Origin of the sequence: Burkholderia theae, from assembly GCF_048565265.1 — a bacterium.
In the GTDB taxonomy this organism is placed as follows: domain Bacteria; phylum Pseudomonadota; class Gammaproteobacteria; order Burkholderiales; family Burkholderiaceae; genus Burkholderia; species Burkholderia theae.
In genome coordinates this window covers 1,223,804-1,242,375 of sequence record NZ_CP183461.1, presented here as the reverse complement: position 1 = coordinate 1,242,375, position 18,572 = coordinate 1,223,804, and the positions used below count along the sequence as shown (strand labels likewise).

Below are 18,572 nucleotides of genomic sequence, written 5' to 3'. Positions count from 1 at the left end.
CGGACTTGGGTGTCCGTTCTAGAGTGGAAGGCCCTTTTGGCGTCCCTTGTCACCCGTGGCTGCCGGCAGCGTGATTCCGGCACATGCGGCAGGACGGGATGCCGGATTTTATCTCAAAATCGATCGCGAGCCCCTGGCCAAGGCAAGATTCGCGCAGCGCGACGCACGGCCTTGTTTACAATGCCGGATTATTCAGTCCGGGCGAACGCCGGCAAGCGATCCCGCCGCCACGCTCAATCACCGAATCACCGCACGCATATTTTGGAATCTCTCACCCCTGCCCAGCGCAACGCCCACAACGCGAAGCTGTCGAGCTACGCGCACCGGCCGATCGCGTTTCTGTTCCGCTACATCCGCCTCCATCCTGTCGCACACCTCATCGTGCTCTGCAGCGTGCTGGCCGCCGTCGGCTGCGCGCTCGGCTCGCAATACGCGATCAAGCACCTGATCGACGTGCTGGCGACCGGGCGCCATCATCCGGGCCCGCTGTGGAGCGCGTTCGCGCTGCTCGTCGGGCTGATCGCGGCCGACAACCTGCTGTGGCGCGTCGGCGGCTGGGTCGCCGCGCACACGTTCGTCGCGGTCACCGGCGACCTGCGGCGCGACCTGTTCCAGTACCTGATCGGCCATTCGCCGACCTACTACTCGGAAAAGCAGCCCGGCACGCTCGCGAGCCGCATCACCGCCACGTCGAACGCGGTCTACACGTCCGAAAACACGATGGCCTGGAACGTGCTGCCGCCGTGCATCGCGGTGATGGGCGCGATCCTGATGATCATCGTCGTCAATCCGCTGATGGCCGCCGGCCTGCTCGGCTGCTCGGCCGTGCTCTCCGTCATCCTGTTCAAGCTCGCCGGGCGCGGCTCGGCCCGCCACCACGCGTTCGCGGCGAAGGCCGCGGCGGTCGACGGCGAGCTCGTCGACGTGATCGGCAACATGGGCCTCGTGCGTGCGTTCGGGATGACCCTGCGCGAACAGAAGCGCTTCGGCGCGACGATCAAGGCCGAGATGGACGCGCGCCAGCAAAGCCTGCTCTACCTCGAGAAACTGCGCCTGCTGCACGCGGTGATCACCGCGATGCTGTCCGCCGGCCTGCTCGGCTGGGCGCTGTGGCTGTGGGATCAAGGCCAGGCGACGTCGGGCGACATCGTGCTCGTCAGCTCGCTCGGCTTCACGATCCTGCACGGCACGCGCGATCTCGCGGTCGCGCTCGTCGATGTCACGCAGCACATCGCGCGCCTGTCCGAAGCCGTGAAGACGCTGCTCGAGCCGCACGGGATGCAGGACCACTCCGACGCGCAGCCGCTGTCGGCCAAGGGCGGCCGCGTCGATTTCGAGCGCGTGACGTTCGCTTATCCGCACCGCCGCGCGATCCTCGACCACTTCGACCTCCATATCGAACCGGGCCAGCGCGTCGGCCTGATCGGCAAGTCGGGCGCCGGCAAGTCGACCGTGCTCGCGCTGCTGCAGCGCTTCTACGACACGCAGGATGGCGTCGTGAAGGTCGACAGCCAGGACGTGAAGGCGATCACGCAGGACAGCCTGCGCCATGCGATCGCGCTCGTGCCGCAGGACATCTCGCTGCTGCACCGGACGATCTACGACAACATCGCGTACGGCCGCCCCGACGCAACCCGCGACGAAGTGCTCGCCGCCGCGCGCGACGCGCGCTGTGCGGAGTTCATCGAGGCGATGCCGGAAGGGTATGACACGATCGTCGGCGACCGCGGCGTCAAGCTGTCGGGCGGCCAGCGCCAGCGCATCGCGATCGCGCGCGCGATCCTGAAGAATGCGCCGATCCTGCTGCTCGACGAAGCAACGTCGGCGCTCGACAGCGCGTCCGAAGAAGCGATCCAGAGCGCGCTCGACCGCCTGATGGTCGGCCGCACCGTGATCGCGATCGCGCACCGCCTGTCGACGCTGCGCAACTTCGACCGGATCATCGTGATGAACAACGGCAAGGTGATCGACGACGGCAGCCCCGACGTGCTGCGCAGCCGCCCCGGCCTGTATCGCGACTTGCTCGCGAAGCAGCACGGCCGTCATCACGCGGCACCCGACGGCAGCACGCCGACCGGCGAACGCGCGGCCTGACGCGTCCGCGCGCAGCCGACAAAAAAGCCGCAGTGCTTCATGCACTGCGGCTTTTTTATTGCGCCGGGAGCCGCCCGCAGGCTACACGTGCTGCAGATCGCGCAGGAAGTTGTCGCGCCACACCGACACGTTGTTCTCGCGAAGCTGCGCGATCATGTCCGCATAACGCGCACGCCGCTCGGCGAGCGGCATCGTCAGCGCCTGCGACAGCGCATCGGCCATCCCGTCGATATCGATCGGATTGACGATCAGCGCGCCCGTCAGCTCCCGCGCGGCGCCCGCGAAGCGCGACAGCACGAGCACGCCCGGATCGTCCGGATTCTGCGCGGACACGTACTCCTTCGCGACGAGGTTCATCCCGTCGCGCAGCGGCGTCACGAAACCGACCCGTGCGAGCCGGTACAGCGCGGCCAGCACCTGGCGGTCGTACTGGCGGTGAATGTAGAGAATCGGCGCCCAGTCGAGTTCGGCGTAACGCCCGTTGATGCGCCCCGACTCCGCTTCGAGCTGCAGGCGGATGTCCTGGTACGCGCGCAGGTCCGCGCGCGTCGACGGCGCGATCTGCAGGAACGACACGCGGTTGCGGATCGACGCCTGGTGCTCGAGCAGCTTCTCGAACGCGCGAAAGCGCTCGACGAGACCCTTCGAATAATCGAGCCGGTCGACGCTCATGATCAGTTGCCGCCCGCGCAGCGACGTCGCGAGCGTACGCACGGCCTTGCCCTGCTCGCCCGCCTGCGCGAGCGACGCGATCTCGTCCGGATACACGCCGATCGGGTAGGCGGCCGCGCGCAGCGTCTGGCCGAACGCGCGCACGCGCACCGTGTGCCCGTCGCGCTCGACCTCGCCGCCCGCCTCGAATTCGACGTAATCGCAGAACGCGCGCAGGTCGGGCTCGGTCTGGAAGCCGAGCAGGTCGAACGCGCACAGCGACTCGACGAGCTCGCGGTGCGGCGGCACGTTGACGAGCACCTGCGCGGCGGGAAACGGGATATGCAGGAAGAAGCCGATGCGGTTCTTCACGCCGGCCTCGCGCAGCGCGCGTGCGAACGGGATCAGGTGATAGTCGTGCACCCAGATCACGTCGTCGTCCTGCAGCAGCGGCACGAGCTGCCGCGCCAGCCAGACGTTGACGCGGCGGTAGCCGTCGAATTCGTGGCGGTCGTACTGGATCAGGTCCGCGCGGTAATGGAACGCGGGCCACAGCGTTGCGTTCGAGAAACCGCGGTAGTACTGGTCGTAATCGCGGCGCGACAGGCCGACAGTCGCGAACGTCACGGGCCCGCGCTCCTCGATGCGGATCTGCGGCGCGCCGGATGCGACCACCTCGCCGCTCCAGCCGAACCACATGCCGCCCGTCTCCTTCAACGCATCGTAGACGCCGATCGCGAGGCCGCCCGCCGCCGGCTCGCCTTCCGAAATCGGTGCGACGCGGTTTGAAACGATGATGAGCCGGCTCATGCGTCAGGCTGCCCCGTGCCGAGCCAGCGCGCGATCTGCTCGTGCAGCGCGTCGACCGACTCGAGCCGCGTGCGGGCGGACGTCTCGCCCGCGCCAACCTTGATCGACAGGCCGCCGCGCGCGTTGACCACCGCGAAGCCCTTCTCGTCGGTCAGGTCGTCGCCCGCGAACAGCGGCGTGCGGCCCGCGAACGGCGGTTCGTTGAGGAACGCAGCCAGCGCGCGCCCCTTGTCGACGCCCTTCGGCTTGATCTCGAATACCATCTTGCCGGGCTGCAGCACATACGCATCGGCATAGTCGGCGACGAGGCGCTCGGCCGCTTCGCGTGCGGCCGCCTCGCGCTCGGGCGCGTTGCGGTAGTGCAGCGCGACGGCCGCGCCCTTGATTTCGAGCAGCATGCCCGGATGACGGTCGACGACCCCCGCCAGCTCGCGCTCGATGCGCAGCAGACGTTCGTCGTTGAAGCCGATGCGCTGCGTGTCGCCGTTCGCATCGCGGCGCTCCGCGCCGTGCAGGCCGGCGATCGGCAGGTCGGGCATCTTCAGGAACGTGTCGAGGTTGTCGATGCCGCGCCCGGACACGATCGCGACCGCGCCATGGGAGCGGCGCCGCAACTCGCCGAGCAGCGTCAGCAGCGACGGCGGAACGTGAATGCTGTCGGGCGTCGGCGCCAGTTCGACGAGCGTGCCGTCGAAGTCGAAGAAGAACGCGGTATCGGTCAGGGACAGGGAAGCCGGAACGGATTGCATCGATTCGATAGTCTGAGGGTCGGCCGGTAAAGGCAGGGCCGCCGCTGCGCGAATGGAATTGTGCGCATCTTACCGTGCCTGCGCATCGAAATGGGCGAAACCGGTGCATCGCAAGCCTCGCGCCGCGAGCCGCGTCAACTGCGACATATTGCCCCGCTCGCCCGCGCCGTACCGGTTTCGAAAGGACGCGGGCGCGCGAATTGCGCTACAGTCGCAACCGCCTGCCGCGCGACGCATGGCGCCGCGCCAGCCACCTTTCCGTCCGATCGAGCCCCAGGATGTCGCCTGCCCGTCACGCGCCGCACCGGCGCTTCTCCCGCTTCATCCGCACGGCCGCGGCCCTCGCCGCCGCCGTGGCGCTCGCCGCGTGTACACACGACGAGCCGCGCTGGAACCTGACCAACGTCACCGGCCACCTGCCCGACCTGTCGTTCACGCTGACCGGCGGCGACGGCCATCCGGTCGACGCCGATGCATTCCGCGGCCGTGTCGCGCTCGTCTACTTCGGCTACACGCACTGCCCCGATGTCTGCCCCGAAACACTGGCGCGGCTGATGGAAGTGCTCGCAAAGCTCGGCCCGCAGGCGAGCGACGTACGCATCCTGTTCGTTTCGGTCGATCCCGCGCGCGACACGCCGCAGGCGATGCAGTCGTATGTCGCCGCATTCGACGCCGCGCATGCGCGCGGCCTGACCGGCACCGACCGCCAGATCGAATCGCTCGCGAAACGCTATCGCGTCGCGTACCAGATGGAAAAACGCGATCCGTCCGGTGGCTACGAAGTCACGCACAGCTCGGCCGTCTACATCTTCGACGCGACCGGCCGCGCGCGCCTGCTCGCGACCGACCGCGACTCGCCCGACGCCATCGCCGCCGATGTGCGCCGGATCATCGACACCGCCTCCACGACCTGAATTCCGACATGAAGACGAAGACGACACTCAAGACGTTCGCCCTCCTCGCCGCGCTGTGCGCCAGCGCCCACGCCTATGCCGCCGGCGCGATCACCGCGCAGAACGCGTGGGTGCGCTGGCTGCCGAACAAGCTGCCCGCGGGCGGCTACGTGACGCTCGTGAATACCAGCGACAAGCCGGTCGATCTCGTCGACGTCGACAGCCCCGATTACGGGATGGCGATGCTGCACCAGACCGTCTCGAACGGCTCGACGCAGAAGATGGAAATGGTCGACAAGCTGACGATCCCGGCCCGCGGCAAGGTCGACATCGCGCCCGGCGGCTATCACTTCATGCTCGAGGAACCGAAGCACGCGATCAAGCCCGGCGATACCGTGCACCTGCGCCTGAAATTCTCCGACGGCGAAACCGTCGATGCACCGTTTGCCGTGAAATCGCCGGCCCAGGCAAAGTGATCCGCGCGCGATGAACCTCCTGTACTGGCTCGATCCGTGGGAACCGTCGCCGACCGTCGTCATCGCGGTGCTGACGGCCGCCGTGCTGTTCGCGCGCGGCGTGAAAAAGGCGAAGGTGTCGCCGCTGCGGCAGTTCTCGTTCTGGTTCGGGCTGACGGCGCTCTACATCGCGCTGCATACGCGGCTCGACTATTTCTTCGAGCACGAGTTCTTCCTGCATCGCGCGCAGCACCTCGTGCTGCACCACCTCGGGCCGTTCTTCATCGCGCTGTCCTATCCGGGCGCGGCGATTCGCGCAGGCATCCCGTTCAGTTGGCGGCAACGCTTCGTGCGTCCGGCGCTCGCGTGGGCGCCCGTGCGTGCGACGCTCAACGTGGTGTTCCATCCCGTCGTCGCGGTCGTGCTGTTCGTCGGGCTGATCTATTTCTGGCTGCTGTCGCCGATCCACTTCATCGCGATGCTCGACTGGCGTCTCTATCGCGTGATGAACTGGAGCATGGTGATCGACGGGCTGCTGTTCTGGTGGCTCGTCGTCGATCCACGCCCGGCGCCGCCCGCGCGGCTGTCGCCGGGCCGCCGGATCCTGATCGTCGTCGCGGCGATCCCGCCGCAGATCGCGCTCGGCGCGCTGATCTTCTTCACGCCGCACGAGCTGTATCCGATCTACTCGATCTGCGGCCGCGCCTTCACGTGGCTGAGCCCGCTGCGCGACCAGCAGATCGGCGGCCTGCTGCTGTGGATTCCGGGCTCGATGATGAGCGTGATCGGCGCGCTGATCGCGCTGCGGCACTGGCTGAGGTTGTCCGCACGCGGACGCCTGATCGACGAACGGGCCGTGCAGCGCGCGGACAAGCCGCCGGTGGCGCACGCCGCGCACTGACTGCGGCGCGGCGCGTGGACAATCACGCGCGCGCGCTGCTCATCCACACGTGCGGGATGCCGTCGTCGTCGTGCACGTCCGAACTCGGCGTAAAGCCGAATGCCCCGTAAAAGCGCTGCAAGTGGGCCTGCGCATGCAGGCTCACGGGCGTATCCGGCCACTGCGCGCGGATATGCTCGAGCGCGCGCGACAGCAGCCCGTTGCCGAGGCCCGCGCCGCGAAACGCGGCGGTCGTCAGCACGCGGCCGATGCGCACGTCGGTGTGCTGTGCATCGGGCAACAGCACGCGCAGATAGCCGGCCAGGCGGCCCGCCGGATCGAATGCGGCCAGGTGCCACGCGGCCTGGTCCGCGTCGTCGATGTCGCGATACACGCAGTTCTGCTCGACGACGAACACGGCGCTGCGCGCTTCGAGGATCGAATAGATTTCGCGCGCCGTCAGCGCGTCGAAGGATTTCCAGCGCCAGTCGAGATCGTCGGCGCTCGGGGATGCGGCGGGTGCGGATGCGTTCATGTGCGGTCCTGATTCGGGCGCGCCGGCCGGCGCGCGGCAACCGTTGATTATGCCTCGAAGCACCCACAGCAGGCGACCGCCCGCCCGCGTGCAAAAAAAAGGTTCATCGCGGAATTCCGGGGAACGCGGCGCGGATCTTGAGGAAGAAGTATTCCTCGTCGCGGTACCCGTAAGCCCTGCGCTTGATGACCTTGATAGTGTTGTTGATGCCTTCAACAACGCTGGTATTGAGCGGATGGCGGCAGCGAGTCACGATTCCATGCCAATACCCCTGCAAGCGCTGGGCGAACTTTTGCAGGGCGGCAATCCCGCTTTGCTGGGCCTGTTCGAACCATTGCCCCCAGGCTTTTTCCGCCCAGGCTGGCTTTCGGTAGAACCAGAGCCGCTTGAGTTCGTCGCGCAGCACATAGACGCATAGCAGCGATTGATTGGCGGCCAGCAGTTCCTTCAGGTGTACCGCCTGTTCTGGTTTCAAGTTATGGCGGTTGCGCAGCAACAGCCAGCGGCTGGACTTCAGAACCTTCCGCGCTGGTTTGTCATCTCGCAGTTGGTTGGCCTGATCCACCCGAACTCGGTCGATCACTTCGCGCCCGTACTTGGCCACGACGTGGTACAGATCGAAGACGATTTCCGCCTGCGGGCACTGTTCCTTGATCTCCAGCTCGTAGGCCGTGGTCATGTCGATCGCAACTGCTTCGATACGCTCGGCCACGCCTTCAGGGAGTTGTTCGAAGAAGGCTCGCGCCGTTTCGCGCGAACGTCCTGGCCCGACCCAGAGCACCTGCCGGCCGATCGGATCAACCACCACCGTGGCGTAGCGATGGCCTTTGTGCAGCGCGAACTCGTCCATCGCCAGATAGCGGATCGTCGACCAGTCCGGCTCGGCCACGCGTGCTCGCAGGCGCATCTTGTCGATCGATTTGACCGTGTGCCAGCCCAGATCGTAGAAGCCCGCCACCGCTTGTACGCTGGCCGCTTGCAGCAACTTCTCGCAAGCCTTGGCGAACCGCTCCGTCACTCGCTGGTAGCGGCCCAGCCACGCCAGCTTCTCCAGTCGCGGGCCGCCGCAGTGTTCGCACCAGACCCGGCGACGGGGAACGTGCAGCACCACCCGATATTCGAACAGCGGCAGATCGCGCACTCGACGAACCACCGTCTCATGGATTTGCTGGCAGCGTGCACCGCATTGCTCGCAGTACATGACCTTGCTGACCGGCCTCAGATATAGCGACAGCGTGCGCTCTTCTCCTTGCGGCCATTCCACCCGTTCCAACCGATAGCCGGTCCAGCAGCCCAGCGCCTGAAGTGCCTTTCGATCGAGCAATTGCTTCCTCCGACATCCTTAAAATCATGTGTCAGATTATGCAATCGCTCGAAAACGCTCCACGGTTTCCTGCGATGAACCAAAAAAAAGCCCCGCATTACGCGGGGCTGTCCGTCATGCCGGCATCTGGCCGAAGCGGCCGCTGTTGAAATCCTCGATCGCGGTACGGATCTCCGCTTGCGAGTTCATCACGAACGGCCCGTAACCGACGACAGGCTCGTCGATCGGCTCGCCGCTCAGGATCAGCAGCTTCGCGTCGCCGTTCGCTTCGATCTCGACGTCGCGGCCGTCACGGGCCAGTTGCACGAACTGCGCTTCGCGGGCGACCGTCTCGCCGTTCACCTGCACGGTACCGCTCAGCACGACCACCGCGAGCGTGCGCCCTTCCGCGACCGGGAACCGCGCATGGCCGCCTGCCACGAGCCGCACGTCCCACACGTCGATCGGCGTGTGCGTGCGAGCCGGGCCGCGCCGCCCGTCGAGTTCGCCCGCGATGATCCGCGCACGCCCCGCACCGTCCGGCAACTCGACCACGGGGACGTCCGCGTTCAGCAGCGTCTGGTAGCCGGGCGCACCCATCTTGTCCGCGGCGGGCAGGTTCACCCACAACTGCACCATCTCGAGCGGGCCGCCGCGCTTCGTGAACGCCTCCGAGTGGAATTCCTCATGCAGGATTCCGCTCGCGGCCGTCATCCACTGCACGTCGCCCGGGCCGATCGTGCCGCCCGCGCCGGTCGAGTCGCGGTGCGCGACCTCGCCGTCATAGACGATCGTCACCGTTTCGAACCCGCGGTGCGGATGCTGGCCGACACCGCGCGGTGCCGACGCCGGCTCGAACGTCGCGGGGCCCGCGTAGTCGAGCAGCAGAAACGGGCTCAGGTGCGTGCCGTGAGACTGGTAGCTGAACATCGAACGCACCGGGAAACCGTCGCCGACCCAATGGCCGCGCGGCGCACTGTACACACCCTGGATCTTCTTCATTGCCCTCTCCAAATTGCGGCGAAACACGTGTTTCGCATCCTGAACAGGAATATCGAGGTGGAACGATCGATCCGGTAGACTGCCAAAATCGCACTCAGCGTTCCATTTCATGAACGATAAAGAGCGGGATCTGAACGATCTCTACTACTTCGTGCAGGTCGTCGAACACGGCGGCTTCGCGCCGGCCGGGCGCGCGCTGGACATGCCGAAATCGAAGCTGAGCCGCCGCGTCGCGCTGCTCGAGGAACGGCTCGGGATGCGGCTGATCCAGCGCTCGACGCGCCGCTTCACGGTCACCGACGTCGGTCAGACCTATTACGCGCATTGCCGCGCGATGCTCGTCGAGGCCGATGCCGCCGACGAAGCGATCGCGCTGCTGCACGAGGAGCCGCGCGGCATCGTGCGCGTCAGTTGCCCGGTCGTGCTGCTCGATTCGCTGGTCGGCACGATGATCGCCGCGTTCATGGCCGCGTGCCCGCGCGTCGAGATCCATCTGGAAGCGACCAACCGGCGCGTCGACGTGGTCGGCGAAGGGATCGACGTCGCGATCCGCGTGCGCCCGCCGCCGCTCGAAGACAGCGATCTCGCGCTGCGCGTGCTGGCCGAGCGCGGCCAATGCCTCATCGCGAGCCCCGCGCTGCTGCGCGAGCACGGCACGCCGGCCGTTCCCGCCGATCTCGCGCGCCTGCCGAGCCTCGATCACGGTGTGCCGCAGTCCACGCACGTGTGGCGGCTGCGCGGGCCCGACGGCGCTCACGCGGAAATCCATCACCAGCCACGCTTCGTGACAGGCGGCATGCTTGCGCTGCGCGCGGCGGCGGTCGCGGGTGTCGGCGTCGTGCAGTTGCCGACGATGATGGTGCGCGACGAAGTCGCGCGCGGCGAACTGGCGACCGTGCTGCCGGACTGGGCGCCGCGCCGCGAGATCGTGCATGCGGTGTTCGCGTCGCGCCGAGGGCTGCTGCCCGCGGTGAGGGCGCTGCTCGATTTTCTTGCGGAGCGGTTTGCCGAACTTGAGCCCGATTGAGCACTCCGCGTCACGCGCAACCGGGCGCTGCAGACCGCGCGCGCGTGCCGTAGACTGCGGTACGCGCATCGCGCATGTTCACAACCTCTATCGCTTTCCTGCCATGTTCACGCTGTCCAACGACCCCAACGCCTCCAAGGCCGATCAATACGCAACGCTCGTCGAGCAGGCACGCGCGCTCGTCGAATCCGAACGCGACCTGATCGCGAACGCGGCGAATTTCGCGGCGCTCGTCTACCACTCGCTCGACCGCCTCAACTGGGCCGGCTTTTACTTCTTCGACGGGGCGGAACTCGTGGTCGGGCCGTTCCAGGGCAAGCCCGCGTGCGTGCGGATCGCGCTCGGCAAGGGCGTGTGCGGCACGGCCGCGCAAACGCGCGAGACGCAGGTCGTGCGCGACGTGCATGACTTCCCCGGCCATATCGCGTGCGACGCGGCATCGGAATCGGAAATCGTCGTGCCGCTGGTGGCCGCCGACGGCACGCTGATCGGCGTGTGGGACGTCGACAGCCCGGTCGCCGCGCGCTTCGACGACGAAGACCGCCAAGGCATGGAAGCGCTGTGCCGCGTGTTCGTCGAACATGCGTGGCAGAAGGCGCGCGGTTAAGCCGCCTTTACGCCGCGGTTGATCGCCCCGCGGCCGGTCGCCGCGATCGCGCGTGAAGCGCAACCGCGCGACCTCCAACGAAACGGGCCCCGCGACGGGGCCCGATCCATTGCGCCGCCGTGCGCGGCGCACTGCACGCGTCAGGCCGCGTGCGTGCCGGAAAGCGCCGCGAATGCCTGCGGCTTCGCGTCCTCGGTCAGCACCTCGAAGCCCTGCTCCGTCACCACAACCATGTGCTCCCATTGCGCGGACAGCGAATGGTCCTTCGTGACGACCGTCCAGCCGTCCGCCAGCACGCGCGTGTCGCGCTTGCCCGCGTTGAGCATCGGCTCGATCGTGAAGATCATCCCCGGCCGCAGCGGCACACCGGTGCCCGGGCGCCCGTAGTGCAGCACCTGCGGCTCGTCGTGATAGACATCGCCGATGCCGTGCCCGCAGTACTCGCGAACCACGCTGAACCCTTCGCGATGCGCGACCTGCTGGATCGCATAACCGACGTCGCCCAGCGTCGCGCCCGGACGAACCGCGCGGATGCCCGCATGCATCGCCTCATAGGTCGCCGCGACGAGACGCCGCGCGAGCTCGCCCGGTTCGCCGACGAAATACATGCGGCTCGTGTCGCCGTACCAGCCGTCCTTGATCACCGCGATATCGAGGTTCACGATGTCGCCGTCACGCATCGGCCGCGACGTCGGAATGCCGTGACAGACCACGTGGTTGACCGACGTGCACAGCGTCTTCGGATAACCGTGGTAGCCGATGTTCGCCGGGATCGCGCCGAGCACGTCGACGATGTAGTCGCGGCAGCGCGCGTCCAGTTCGTCGGTGGTCACGCCCGGCTTCACATGCTCGGTGATCATCGCCAGCACCTGCGACGCGAGCTTCGCGGCTTCGCGCGACTTGGCGATTTCTGCAGCGCCGCGGATCGGGATTTCGCGCTTCGCCATCACGCCACCTGCTCGATGCCGTGCGCGACCGGTTCCACCGGCGCCACTTCACCGCCCCGTGCTTCGGCCTCGATCAACATCCGGCAGATCTCGCCATAGGACAGCGCCGGATTGAGTTCCGCCAGCATGCCGACACGCAGCCAGTGTTCGGCCTGCGCGTTGATCGAACGGCTCAGCGCCGTGCTCGTCGAGCGCAGCCGTTCGTGCATGTGCTCGGAAATCTTGATGATGCCCATATATCCCCAATTAAACGAAACGTAGTCACATCGTATATTACGCTGCGTGGGACTGTCGAGCAAGCCGTTCGGATCCCGTCCAACCCTCATCCGGCTGAAGCAAATGCCGTTGACATCGAATTCCAGTTTGCTGGAAAATAAATCCATCATGCAAGAATCAGTGACCACTCCCGCCGACGACACCGGCATCAACGAGCGCATTGCCCGGCGCGTGCGCGACCTGCGCACCCTGCGAGGCTACACGCTCGATGCGCTGGCGGCGCGTTCCGGCGTCAGCCGTTCGATGATCTCGCTCATCGAACGCGCGTCGGCCAGCCCGACGGCGGTCGTGCTCGACAAGCTCGCGGCCGGACTCGGCGTGTCGCTGGCCGGACTGTTCGGCGGCGATCGCGACGACGCGCCCGCGCAGCCGCTCGCACGGCGCGCGCAGCAGGCCGAATGGCGCGATCCGGCATCCGGCTATGTACGGCGCAATCTCTCCCCGCCCGGCTGGCCGTCGCCGATCCAGCTCGTCGAGGTCGACTTCCCGCCCGGTGCTCGCGTCGCGTACGACAGCGGTGGACGCGAAAGCGCGCTGCATCAGCAGGTGTGGATCGTCAGCGGCCGTATCGACGTCACGTTCGGCGACGAGCTTCACGAACTGCACGAAGGCGACTGTCTGGCCATGCGGCTCGACCGGCCGCTGGTTTTCAGCAATCCGTTGCCGCACGCCGCGCGCTACGTCGTCGTGATCTGCGATGCGTCCGCCGCTGCCGGCGTGCGAAGCGCGTGATGCGCGCACCGTTTGCGCGATCCGTTCAACACCCACAGGAGCTCCCATGAATTCCCCGAAACAGCGCGACGACGTGCGCCTGATCGATTGCAGCGAGACCGAGCATGCCGCGGCCATCCTCGAGATCCTGAACGACGCGATCGTGAATTCGACCGCGCTGTACGACTACCGGCCGCGCCCGCCGGAAGCGATGGTCACGTGGTTCGCAACGAAGCGCGCGGGCGGCTTTCCGGTCATCGGCGCAGTCGACGCGTCGGGCACGCTGCTCGGCTTCGCGAGCTGGGGCACGTTCCGTGCGTTTCCTGCGTTCAAGTACACGGTGGAGCACAGCGTCTACGTGCATCCCGACCAGCGCGGCCGCGGGCTCGGCGAGTTGCTGCTGCGCGAAGTGGTGCGGCGCGCGCGCGAAGTGCAGGTGCATGTCGTGGTGGGCTGTATCGATGCGACCAATGCCGGAAGCATCGCACTGCATACGAAACTGGGATTCGTGCACTCGGGCACGATCGCGGAGGCGGGTTTCAAGTTCGGCCGCTGGCTCGACGCGGCGTTCTATCAATTGAAACTTGAGACGCCGGCGCAGCCGGTGGATGGCTGAGCGCCTGCGCGCCGTCGCATGCGCGGCGGCAGGCGACGCGACACAGAAAGAAAGCCCCGCAGAAGCGGGGCTTTTTCTCTTCTTACCTGGACATGCGAGCCGGAGTCGAACCGGCCTAAACGGCTTTGTTGGCCGTCAGATATTGCGAGAGTTTAGTGCGCTACATCCGTTACCCAGACGCATCCTGCAACGTCCGAAGAAAGCCATCACTTCGTCAGGCTATTGCCCATGAACGATAGCAGTGCCGCGGTAGCGGGATACTTCGACGTCGCGATCACCTCCGGATCGAACCGAAAATTCATGACCCCGATGATTGGTGCGTTGGGATAGGCAAATAATACGTCCCAATATGGCTGAATATGGTTCTTGATAGCAGCATCCGTCGGCGGCGACGGCAGCACCGTCAGCGAAGTGGGAGGCACGATGATCCACTTCGGCGATTGCGGGTCTGTGGCCGGCGCGACATTGTTGTACGCGTTGTAAATCTGATCCGAACTTGTCCACGTGTAGTTGTCGATTCTAACCCAGTCAAGCCGGCTACTGGTCGGCGTCGCACAACCCGTAACCGGCATTTGCGTTCGAATCTCGTTAATGCCTGCCGGGTTTGCTGCACTCGACGTGGTCAGGATCGTGTATACCGGCACGTTGAGGTTGTTCGCCGCCATTGCCTGTCGAAGCGTACAAACGTAGCTTGGATACTGCCAGGCGACATACTGTCCGTTACTTTGCAGCGCCGAGTTATTGAACGGCTCGTCGATGAAATAGATCGCGGCCGGTGCGTTCGCGGCATGCGCGATTCGGTTAACGATATTCCAGATGTTCGACCACGAGTTCGCACCGGTGCAATCGGAGTTCGACGTCCGATCCGGACAGATGTCGAGCCAGACTGCATTCGAACCGGCCGAGACGCCGACCGCACAACGCTTGTTCGTACAGGCGGCTGAATTCAGGCTGTCGATGGTGTGAACAACATTCATGTTGGTGCGGCTACCGGAGGTCCCTGTATTCGGCATTGTCGTGATGTCATTCAATGCCGTTTCAACCGATGTGCCGTTGATACCGTCAAGCCAGTCGTATCCGTAATACTGAACACCCGCTGTCCCGCCCGCCTTGGCCAGCACGCACCATGTGAGTGTCAGCATCGCCATCGTGAATACCGGAATACCTCTATACAGAACCGCTTTTTTCATAGCCCCTCGCCGAGATGGTTCAAATAGACGCTCCTGAAAGCTCAGGATGCCGTCAGGCGATTTATCCAAGTTCAACCGCATCCGCCCGAACCGCATCCTGCGCGCAAGCTTCACTGTAGACAATTTCAGCAGCGACGCGCAGCGGCGCGCGCCCAAACCAGCGTAGATGCCAGAGACTTTCCAGTCTGTGACCGAAACTACCGAGCCAACGCAGCCCCTGAAAGAGGGCAATGAGCAGGACACCCCTGTCAGGCACCAGCAGATCCAAGCAAAAGAAAGCAGCGTACGTCGCCGATCACCAGTGCCGTGACGACCAAGAATAAACGACGCAGAAAAAAGAAAAGCCCCGCCGAAGCGGGGCTTTTTCTCTTCCTACCTGGAGGCGCGAGCCGGAGTCGAACCGGCCTAAACGGCTTTGCAGGCCGCTGCATAACCGCTTTGCTATCGCGCCAAAAGCGGACTGTCCGGATGCCGTGAAGGCAAGAGACAGATTTTTATTCGAGGACCGTAGGTCCATCAAATAAAAAGGGAAGCTTGGCTTCCCCATTACTTGGAGCGGGAGACGAGTCTCGAACTCGCGACCTCAACCTTGGCAAGGTTGCGCTCTACCAACTGAGCTACTCCCGCATTGCCCTGCATCTGCAGCGCTTTGCCGACCAACACGCTGCCAAAAAATCCTGGAGCGGGAGACGAGTCTCGAACTCGCGACCTCAACCTTGGCAAGGTTGCGCTCTACCAACTGAGCTACTCCCGCATTTGTCCTGCATCTGCAGCGCTTCGCCGACCAACACGCCGCCAGAAAAATCTGGAGCGGGAGACGAGTCTCGAACTCGCGACCTCAACCTTGGCAAGGTTGCGCTCTACCAACTGAGCTACTCCCGCGTATTGCTGCGCTACTGCTTCCCCGTCGCACTTACTTCGCCGTGCAGCGGAGAAGCGAGATTATGTCGAAGGCACATTCGTGTGTCAAGGACTTTTCCTGCCCTTTTTCCAAAAACCTGCGCCGACGAGTTCATGGCACAGGTCACGCGCCGCCGCGCTCGCGAATCTGCGGCCACGCAAGCTTCATGTAGTACAGCATCGACCAGATCGTCAGCACCGCCGCGAGATACATCAGCCACTCGCCCCACACGCGCGTGTCGATCGTCACGACGCCGAGCGGCAGTGGTCCGTAGAACAGCAGCATCGGAATCGCGACCATCTGGCACGCGGTCTTGAACTTGCCGAGCTGGTTCACCGCGACGCTCTTCGACGCGCCGATCTGCGCCATCCACTCGCGCAGCGCCGAGATCGCGATCTCGCGGCCGACGATCACGAGCGCGATCGCCGCGTCGACCCGCGAAATCTGCACGAGGATCAGCAGCGCGGCCGTCACCATCAGCTTGTCCGCCACCGGATCGAGAAATGCGCCGAACGACGACGTCTGGTTCCACTTGCGTGCGAGAAACCCGTCGAACCAGTCGGTCAGCGCGGCGAGGATGAAGATCGCCGCCGCCGCGAGATTGCGGTGCGCGCCGCCCATCACCGTGTCCGGCAGATAGAACACGCCGACGACGAGCGGAATCAGCACGATCCGTACCCACGTCAGGAAAATCGGGAAATTGAACGGCATGGCATCCGGGACAGTAAAGGATTCGCAATTGTGCCGTGTCGACCGGCCTGCCACAAGAACGCGAAAACGCGTGCCAGGCTGCCGGCCGCACGGGCGGCGTCAGTGAAGCTGCTTGTAGATCTGTTCGGCGAGCGCGTGCGAGATGCCCTCGACGCTCGCCAGTTCCTCGACGCTCGCGGCAACGACGCCGCGCAACCCGCCGAACCGCGCGAGCAGCCGCTGCCGGCGTTTCGCGCCGACGCCTTCGAGTTCCTCGAGCCGCGACGTCTGGCGTGCCTTCGCCCGCTTCGCGCGCATGCCGGTGATCGCGAAGCGGTGCGCCTCGTCGCGAATCTGCGCGACGAGCATCAGCGCGGCGCTTTCCTTGCCGAGTTCGAGTGCGGTGCGGCCGTCCGCGAACACGAGCGTCTCGAGGCCGACCTTGCGCCCCTCGCCCTTCGCGACGCCGACCAGCATCGACGTGTCGAGGCCCAGTTCGGTGAACACCTGGCGCGCGATTTCGACCTGACCCTTGCCGCCGTCGATCAGCACGATGCTCGGCAGCAGGCTCGACGCCTCGGCCTGACGCGTCGACTCGCCATCGATGCCGGCCGCATCGTCGGCGGCGGCCGCCTGCGCGGCCTGCTCGACCATCTTCTCGTAGCGGCGCGTGAGCACCTGCCGCATCGCCGCGTAATCGTCGCCCGGCGTGATGCCCGTGATGTTGTAGCGGCGATACTCGCTCGACTGCATCTTGTGATGGTGATAGACGACGCACGACGCCTGCGTCGCCTCGCCCATCGTATGGCTGATGTCGAAGCATTCGATCCGCAGCGTCGCGAGATCGTCGCATTCGTAGCTGAGCGTCTCCGCGAGCGAGCGCGTGCGCGCCTGCTGCGAGCCCTGCTCGGACAGCAGCCGCGCGAGCGCAAGCTGCGCATTCTGCTCGGCCATCGACAGCCACGCGCGCCGCTGCCCCTGCGGCTGCCGCACCAGCGACACCTTGTGGCCGGCCTGCTCCGACAGCAGCTCGAGCAGGTCGCGGCTCGCGGGCGCATGGCTCACGACGAGCACGGGCGGCACGCGGTTGCCGAGATAGTGCTGCGCGATGAATGCGTCGAGCACTTCGGCCTCGATCGACGCCACCGTGTCGCTGCGTGCGCCGACCGTTTCTTCCGCGGGCTGGTCGGGCAGCACGCCGGCAACCGCATCGGTCGCGTCGGTTGACTCCGCCACCTCGCCTTCATCGCCGAGACCGCCCTCGGCGAGCGTCAGCGCGCTTTCGACGTGCGTCGGGAAATACGCCTTGTCGCCCAGATGCCGGCCGCCACGCACCATCGCGAGATTCACGCACACGCGCCCGCCCTGCGCGACGACGGCCAGGATGTCGACGTCGCTGTCGCCGCCAACCTCGATCGCCTGCTGGTGCAGCACCGTCGCGAGCGAGCTCATCTGGTTGCGCACGGCCGCCGCCTGCTCGAATTTCAGCTCGGCCGCGAACGCGTGCATCTTCTGCTCGAGTTCCTTCATCACTTCGGATTGCCGGCCGAGCAGGAAACGCGCGGCGTTCGACACGTCGATCGCGTAGTCGTCCGTGGAGATCGCGCCGACGCACGGCGCCGTGCAGCGCCCGATCTGGTGCAGCAGGCACGGCCGCGTGCGGTTGTTGAAGACCGAATCCTCGCAGGTACGCAACTGGAACACGCGCTGCAGGATCTGGATGCTCTCGCGCACGGCCCACGCGCTCGGGAACGGGCCGAAATACTGGTTCTGCTTGTCGACCGAGCCGCGGTAGTAGGCCATCCGCGGAAAACGGTGCGCAGTGAGCTTCAGGTACGGATACGACTTGTCGTCGCGAAACAGGATGTTGTAGCGCGGCGCGAGCGCCTTGATCAGGTTGTTCTCGAGCAGCAGCGCCTCGGCCTCCGAGCGCGTGACGGTCGTCTCGATTCGCGCGATGCGCGTGACCATCATCGCGATGCGCGGCGACAGCTGCGTCTTCGTGAAATAGCTCGATACGCGCTTCTTCAGATCGCGCGCCTTGCCGACGTAGAGGACGGCGCCCGCCGTGTCGTAATAGCGATAGACGCCCGGCATGTGCGGCAACTGCGCAAGGATCTTCTTCGGTTCGAACGGAGTATCGGAGGCTTCTGGGGATGTCATGCGTGATCCGGGCGCCTTGTAACGCGGAACGGGTCTATTAGAATCGCCAGTTTAGAGCATTCACCGGCCCGC

Annotated in this window: 18 protein-coding genes and 4 tRNA genes; 8 read left to right on the top strand and 14 right to left on the bottom strand. The window is 65.7% G+C overall.

What is annotated here, in order from left to right; genetic code table 11:
* The first annotated feature begins 261 nt into the window (after positions 1 to 261).
* Positions 262 to 2,094: an ABC transporter ATP-binding protein gene (locus ACN22W_RS05890; RefSeq protein WP_419686737.1), complete on the top strand. Its 1,833-nt coding sequence runs from the start codon at positions 262 to 264 to the stop codon at positions 2,092 to 2,094.
* 81 nt (positions 2,095 to 2,175) lie between these two features.
* On the opposite strand, the gene otsA is transcribed toward ACN22W_RS05890, so the two are convergent.
* Together otsA and otsB are read right to left on the bottom strand one after the other, a co-directional pair.
* A complete protein-coding gene (gene otsA, locus ACN22W_RS05885; RefSeq protein ID WP_419686735.1) occupies positions 2,176 to 3,555 on the bottom strand; it encodes an alpha,alpha-trehalose-phosphate synthase (UDP-forming) in 1,380 nt (459 codons plus the stop codon).
* Positions 3,552 to 4,304: a trehalose-phosphatase gene (gene otsB / locus ACN22W_RS05880; protein ID WP_419686733.1), complete on the bottom strand. Its 753-nt coding sequence runs from the start codon at positions 4,302 to 4,304 to the stop codon at positions 3,552 to 3,554. Before otsB ends, otsA begins: the two co-directional genes overlap by 4 nt.
* Before the next feature lie 278 nt (positions 4,305 to 4,582).
* On the opposite strand from otsB, the gene ACN22W_RS05875 reads away from it, so the two are divergent.
* The 3 genes from ACN22W_RS05875 to ACN22W_RS05865 are packed head-to-tail and all read left to right on the top strand — an operon-like array spanning position 4,583 to position 6,553.
* Positions 4,583 to 5,218, top strand: a complete 636-nt coding sequence (locus ACN22W_RS05875) for an SCO family protein (protein WP_419686731.1) — start codon at positions 4,583 to 4,585, stop codon at positions 5,216 to 5,218.
* A gap of 8 nt (positions 5,219 to 5,226) precedes the next feature.
* Entirely contained in the window at positions 5,227 to 5,673 is a 447-nt protein-coding gene (locus ACN22W_RS05870) for a copper chaperone PCu(A)C (RefSeq protein WP_419686729.1), read from the top strand.
* A 10-nt stretch (positions 5,674 to 5,683) separates the two neighbouring features.
* Positions 5,684 to 6,553: a cytochrome c oxidase assembly protein gene (locus tag ACN22W_RS05865; protein ID WP_419686728.1), complete on the top strand. Its 870-nt coding sequence runs from the start codon at positions 5,684 to 5,686 to the stop codon at positions 6,551 to 6,553.
* Positions 6,554 to 6,575: 22 nt separating this feature from the next.
* On the opposite strand, the gene ACN22W_RS05860 is transcribed toward ACN22W_RS05865, so the two are convergent.
* From ACN22W_RS05860 to ACN22W_RS05850, 3 genes are all read right to left on the bottom strand, one after another.
* The gene (locus tag ACN22W_RS05860) at positions 6,576 to 7,067 is read right to left on the bottom strand and encodes a GNAT family N-acetyltransferase (RefSeq protein WP_419686726.1); all 492 of its coding nucleotides are present in this window, start codon (positions 7,065 to 7,067) and stop codon (positions 6,576 to 6,578) included.
* A gap of 103 nt (positions 7,068 to 7,170) precedes the next feature.
* Positions 7,171 to 8,391, bottom strand: coding sequence for an ISL3 family transposase (locus tag ACN22W_RS05855; protein ID WP_419684184.1), 1,221 nt, complete (start codon positions 8,389 to 8,391; stop codon positions 7,171 to 7,173).
* A 114-nt stretch (positions 8,392 to 8,505) separates the two neighbouring features.
* Positions 8,506 to 9,372, bottom strand: coding sequence for a pirin family protein (locus ACN22W_RS05850; RefSeq protein WP_419686724.1), 867 nt, complete (start codon positions 9,370 to 9,372; stop codon positions 8,506 to 8,508).
* A 109-nt stretch (positions 9,373 to 9,481) separates the two neighbouring features.
* On the opposite strand from ACN22W_RS05850, the gene ACN22W_RS05845 reads away from it, so the two are divergent.
* Together ACN22W_RS05845 and ACN22W_RS05840 are read left to right on the top strand one after the other, a co-directional pair.
* Positions 9,482 to 10,399: a LysR family transcriptional regulator gene (locus tag ACN22W_RS05845; protein WP_419686721.1), complete on the top strand. Its 918-nt coding sequence runs from the start codon at positions 9,482 to 9,484 to the stop codon at positions 10,397 to 10,399.
* Between the two features lie 103 nt (positions 10,400 to 10,502).
* Positions 10,503 to 11,006: a GAF domain-containing protein gene (locus tag ACN22W_RS05840; RefSeq protein ID WP_419686720.1), complete on the top strand. Its 504-nt coding sequence runs from the start codon at positions 10,503 to 10,505 to the stop codon at positions 11,004 to 11,006.
* A 140-nt stretch (positions 11,007 to 11,146) separates the two neighbouring features.
* Here the strand turns inward: ACN22W_RS05840 and map are convergent, their stop codons facing one another.
* Together map and ACN22W_RS05830 are read right to left on the bottom strand one after the other, a co-directional pair.
* Positions 11,147 to 11,953 carry a type I methionyl aminopeptidase gene (map, locus tag ACN22W_RS05835; protein WP_412022213.1) on the bottom strand — a complete coding sequence of 269 codons (807 nt, stop codon included), beginning with the start codon at positions 11,951 to 11,953 and terminating at the stop codon, positions 11,147 to 11,149.
* Positions 11,953 to 12,189, bottom strand: a complete 237-nt coding sequence (locus ACN22W_RS05830) for a ParD-like family protein (protein ID WP_048249522.1) — start codon at positions 12,187 to 12,189, stop codon at positions 11,953 to 11,955. Before ACN22W_RS05830 ends, map begins: the two co-directional genes overlap by 1 nt.
* A gap of 148 nt (positions 12,190 to 12,337) precedes the next feature.
* Here ACN22W_RS05830 and ACN22W_RS05825 point away from each other — a divergent pair, with 148 nt between their 5' ends.
* Complete coding sequence (locus ACN22W_RS05825; RefSeq protein ID WP_419686718.1) at positions 12,338 to 12,961, top strand: helix-turn-helix domain-containing protein; 624 nt, start codon at positions 12,338 to 12,340, stop codon at positions 12,959 to 12,961.
* Between the two features lie 46 nt (positions 12,962 to 13,007).
* Positions 13,008 to 13,556 (top strand): N-acetyltransferase family protein, encoded by a 549-nt coding sequence (locus ACN22W_RS05820; protein ID WP_419686716.1) that lies wholly within the window; start codon positions 13,008 to 13,010, stop codon positions 13,554 to 13,556.
* 206 nt (positions 13,557 to 13,762) lie between these two features.
* On the opposite strand, the gene ACN22W_RS05815 is transcribed toward ACN22W_RS05820, so the two are convergent.
* The 7 genes from ACN22W_RS05815 to uvrC all read right to left on the bottom strand — a co-directional run bounded on the left by ACN22W_RS05815 (position 13,763) and on the right by uvrC (position 18,500).
* Positions 13,763 to 14,746: a hypothetical protein gene (locus tag ACN22W_RS05815; RefSeq protein ID WP_419686715.1), complete on the bottom strand. Its 984-nt coding sequence runs from the start codon at positions 14,744 to 14,746 to the stop codon at positions 13,763 to 13,765.
* 377 nt (positions 14,747 to 15,123) lie between these two features.
* A tRNA-Cys gene (locus ACN22W_RS05810) sits at positions 15,124 to 15,197 on the bottom strand.
* Positions 15,198 to 15,297: 100 nt separating this feature from the next.
* Positions 15,298 to 15,373, bottom strand: a tRNA-Gly gene (locus ACN22W_RS05805).
* Positions 15,374 to 15,424: 51 nt separating this feature from the next.
* Positions 15,425 to 15,500 (bottom strand) — tRNA-Gly (locus ACN22W_RS05800).
* Positions 15,501 to 15,552: 52 nt separating this feature from the next.
* Positions 15,553 to 15,628, bottom strand: a tRNA-Gly gene (locus ACN22W_RS05795).
* Between the two features lie 142 nt (positions 15,629 to 15,770).
* Positions 15,771 to 16,358: a CDP-diacylglycerol--glycerol-3-phosphate 3-phosphatidyltransferase gene (gene pgsA, locus ACN22W_RS05790; RefSeq protein ID WP_011544951.1), complete on the bottom strand. Its 588-nt coding sequence runs from the start codon at positions 16,356 to 16,358 to the stop codon at positions 15,771 to 15,773.
* 99 nt (positions 16,359 to 16,457) lie between these two features.
* Positions 16,458 to 18,500 (bottom strand): excinuclease ABC subunit UvrC, encoded by a 2,043-nt coding sequence (gene uvrC, locus ACN22W_RS05785; protein ID WP_419686713.1) that lies wholly within the window; start codon positions 18,498 to 18,500, stop codon positions 16,458 to 16,460.
* Positions 18,501 to 18,572 lie beyond the last annotated feature (72 nt).

Coding starts and splice junctions, on each gene's coding strand:
- otsA (WP_419686735.1), bottom strand. CDS start 3,555: ATGAGCCGGCTCATCATCGTTTCAAACCGCGTCGCACCGATTTCGGAA.
- otsB (WP_419686733.1), bottom strand. CDS start 4,304: ATGCAATCCGTTCCGGCTTCCCTGTCCCTGACCGATACCGCGTTCTTC.
- ACN22W_RS05875 (WP_419686731.1), top strand. CDS start 4,583: ATGTCGCCTGCCCGTCACGCGCCGCACCGGCGCTTCTCCCGCTTCATC.
- ACN22W_RS05870 (WP_419686729.1), top strand. CDS start 5,227: ATGAAGACGAAGACGACACTCAAGACGTTCGCCCTCCTCGCCGCGCTG.
- ACN22W_RS05865 (WP_419686728.1), top strand. CDS start 5,684: ATGAACCTCCTGTACTGGCTCGATCCGTGGGAACCGTCGCCGACCGTC.
- ACN22W_RS05860 (WP_419686726.1), bottom strand. CDS start 7,067: ATGAACGCATCCGCACCCGCCGCATCCCCGAGCGCCGACGATCTCGAC.
- ACN22W_RS05850 (WP_419686724.1), bottom strand. CDS start 9,372: ATGAAGAAGATCCAGGGTGTGTACAGTGCGCCGCGCGGCCATTGGGTC.
- ACN22W_RS05845 (WP_419686721.1), top strand. CDS start 9,482: ATGAACGATAAAGAGCGGGATCTGAACGATCTCTACTACTTCGTGCAG.
- ACN22W_RS05840 (WP_419686720.1), top strand. CDS start 10,503: ATGTTCACGCTGTCCAACGACCCCAACGCCTCCAAGGCCGATCAATAC.
- map (WP_412022213.1), bottom strand. CDS start 11,953: ATGGCGAAGCGCGAAATCCCGATCCGCGGCGCTGCAGAAATCGCCAAG.
- ACN22W_RS05830 (WP_048249522.1), bottom strand. CDS start 12,189: ATGGGCATCATCAAGATTTCCGAGCACATGCACGAACGGCTGCGCTCG.
- ACN22W_RS05825 (WP_419686718.1), top strand. CDS start 12,338: ATGCAAGAATCAGTGACCACTCCCGCCGACGACACCGGCATCAACGAG.
- ACN22W_RS05820 (WP_419686716.1), top strand. CDS start 13,008: ATGAATTCCCCGAAACAGCGCGACGACGTGCGCCTGATCGATTGCAGC.
- ACN22W_RS05815 (WP_419686715.1), bottom strand. CDS start 14,746: ATGAAAAAAGCGGTTCTGTATAGAGGTATTCCGGTATTCACGATGGCG.
- pgsA (WP_011544951.1), bottom strand. CDS start 16,358: ATGCCGTTCAATTTCCCGATTTTCCTGACGTGGGTACGGATCGTGCTG.
- uvrC (WP_419686713.1), bottom strand. CDS start 18,500: ATGACATCCCCAGAAGCCTCCGATACTCCGTTCGAACCGAAGAAGATC.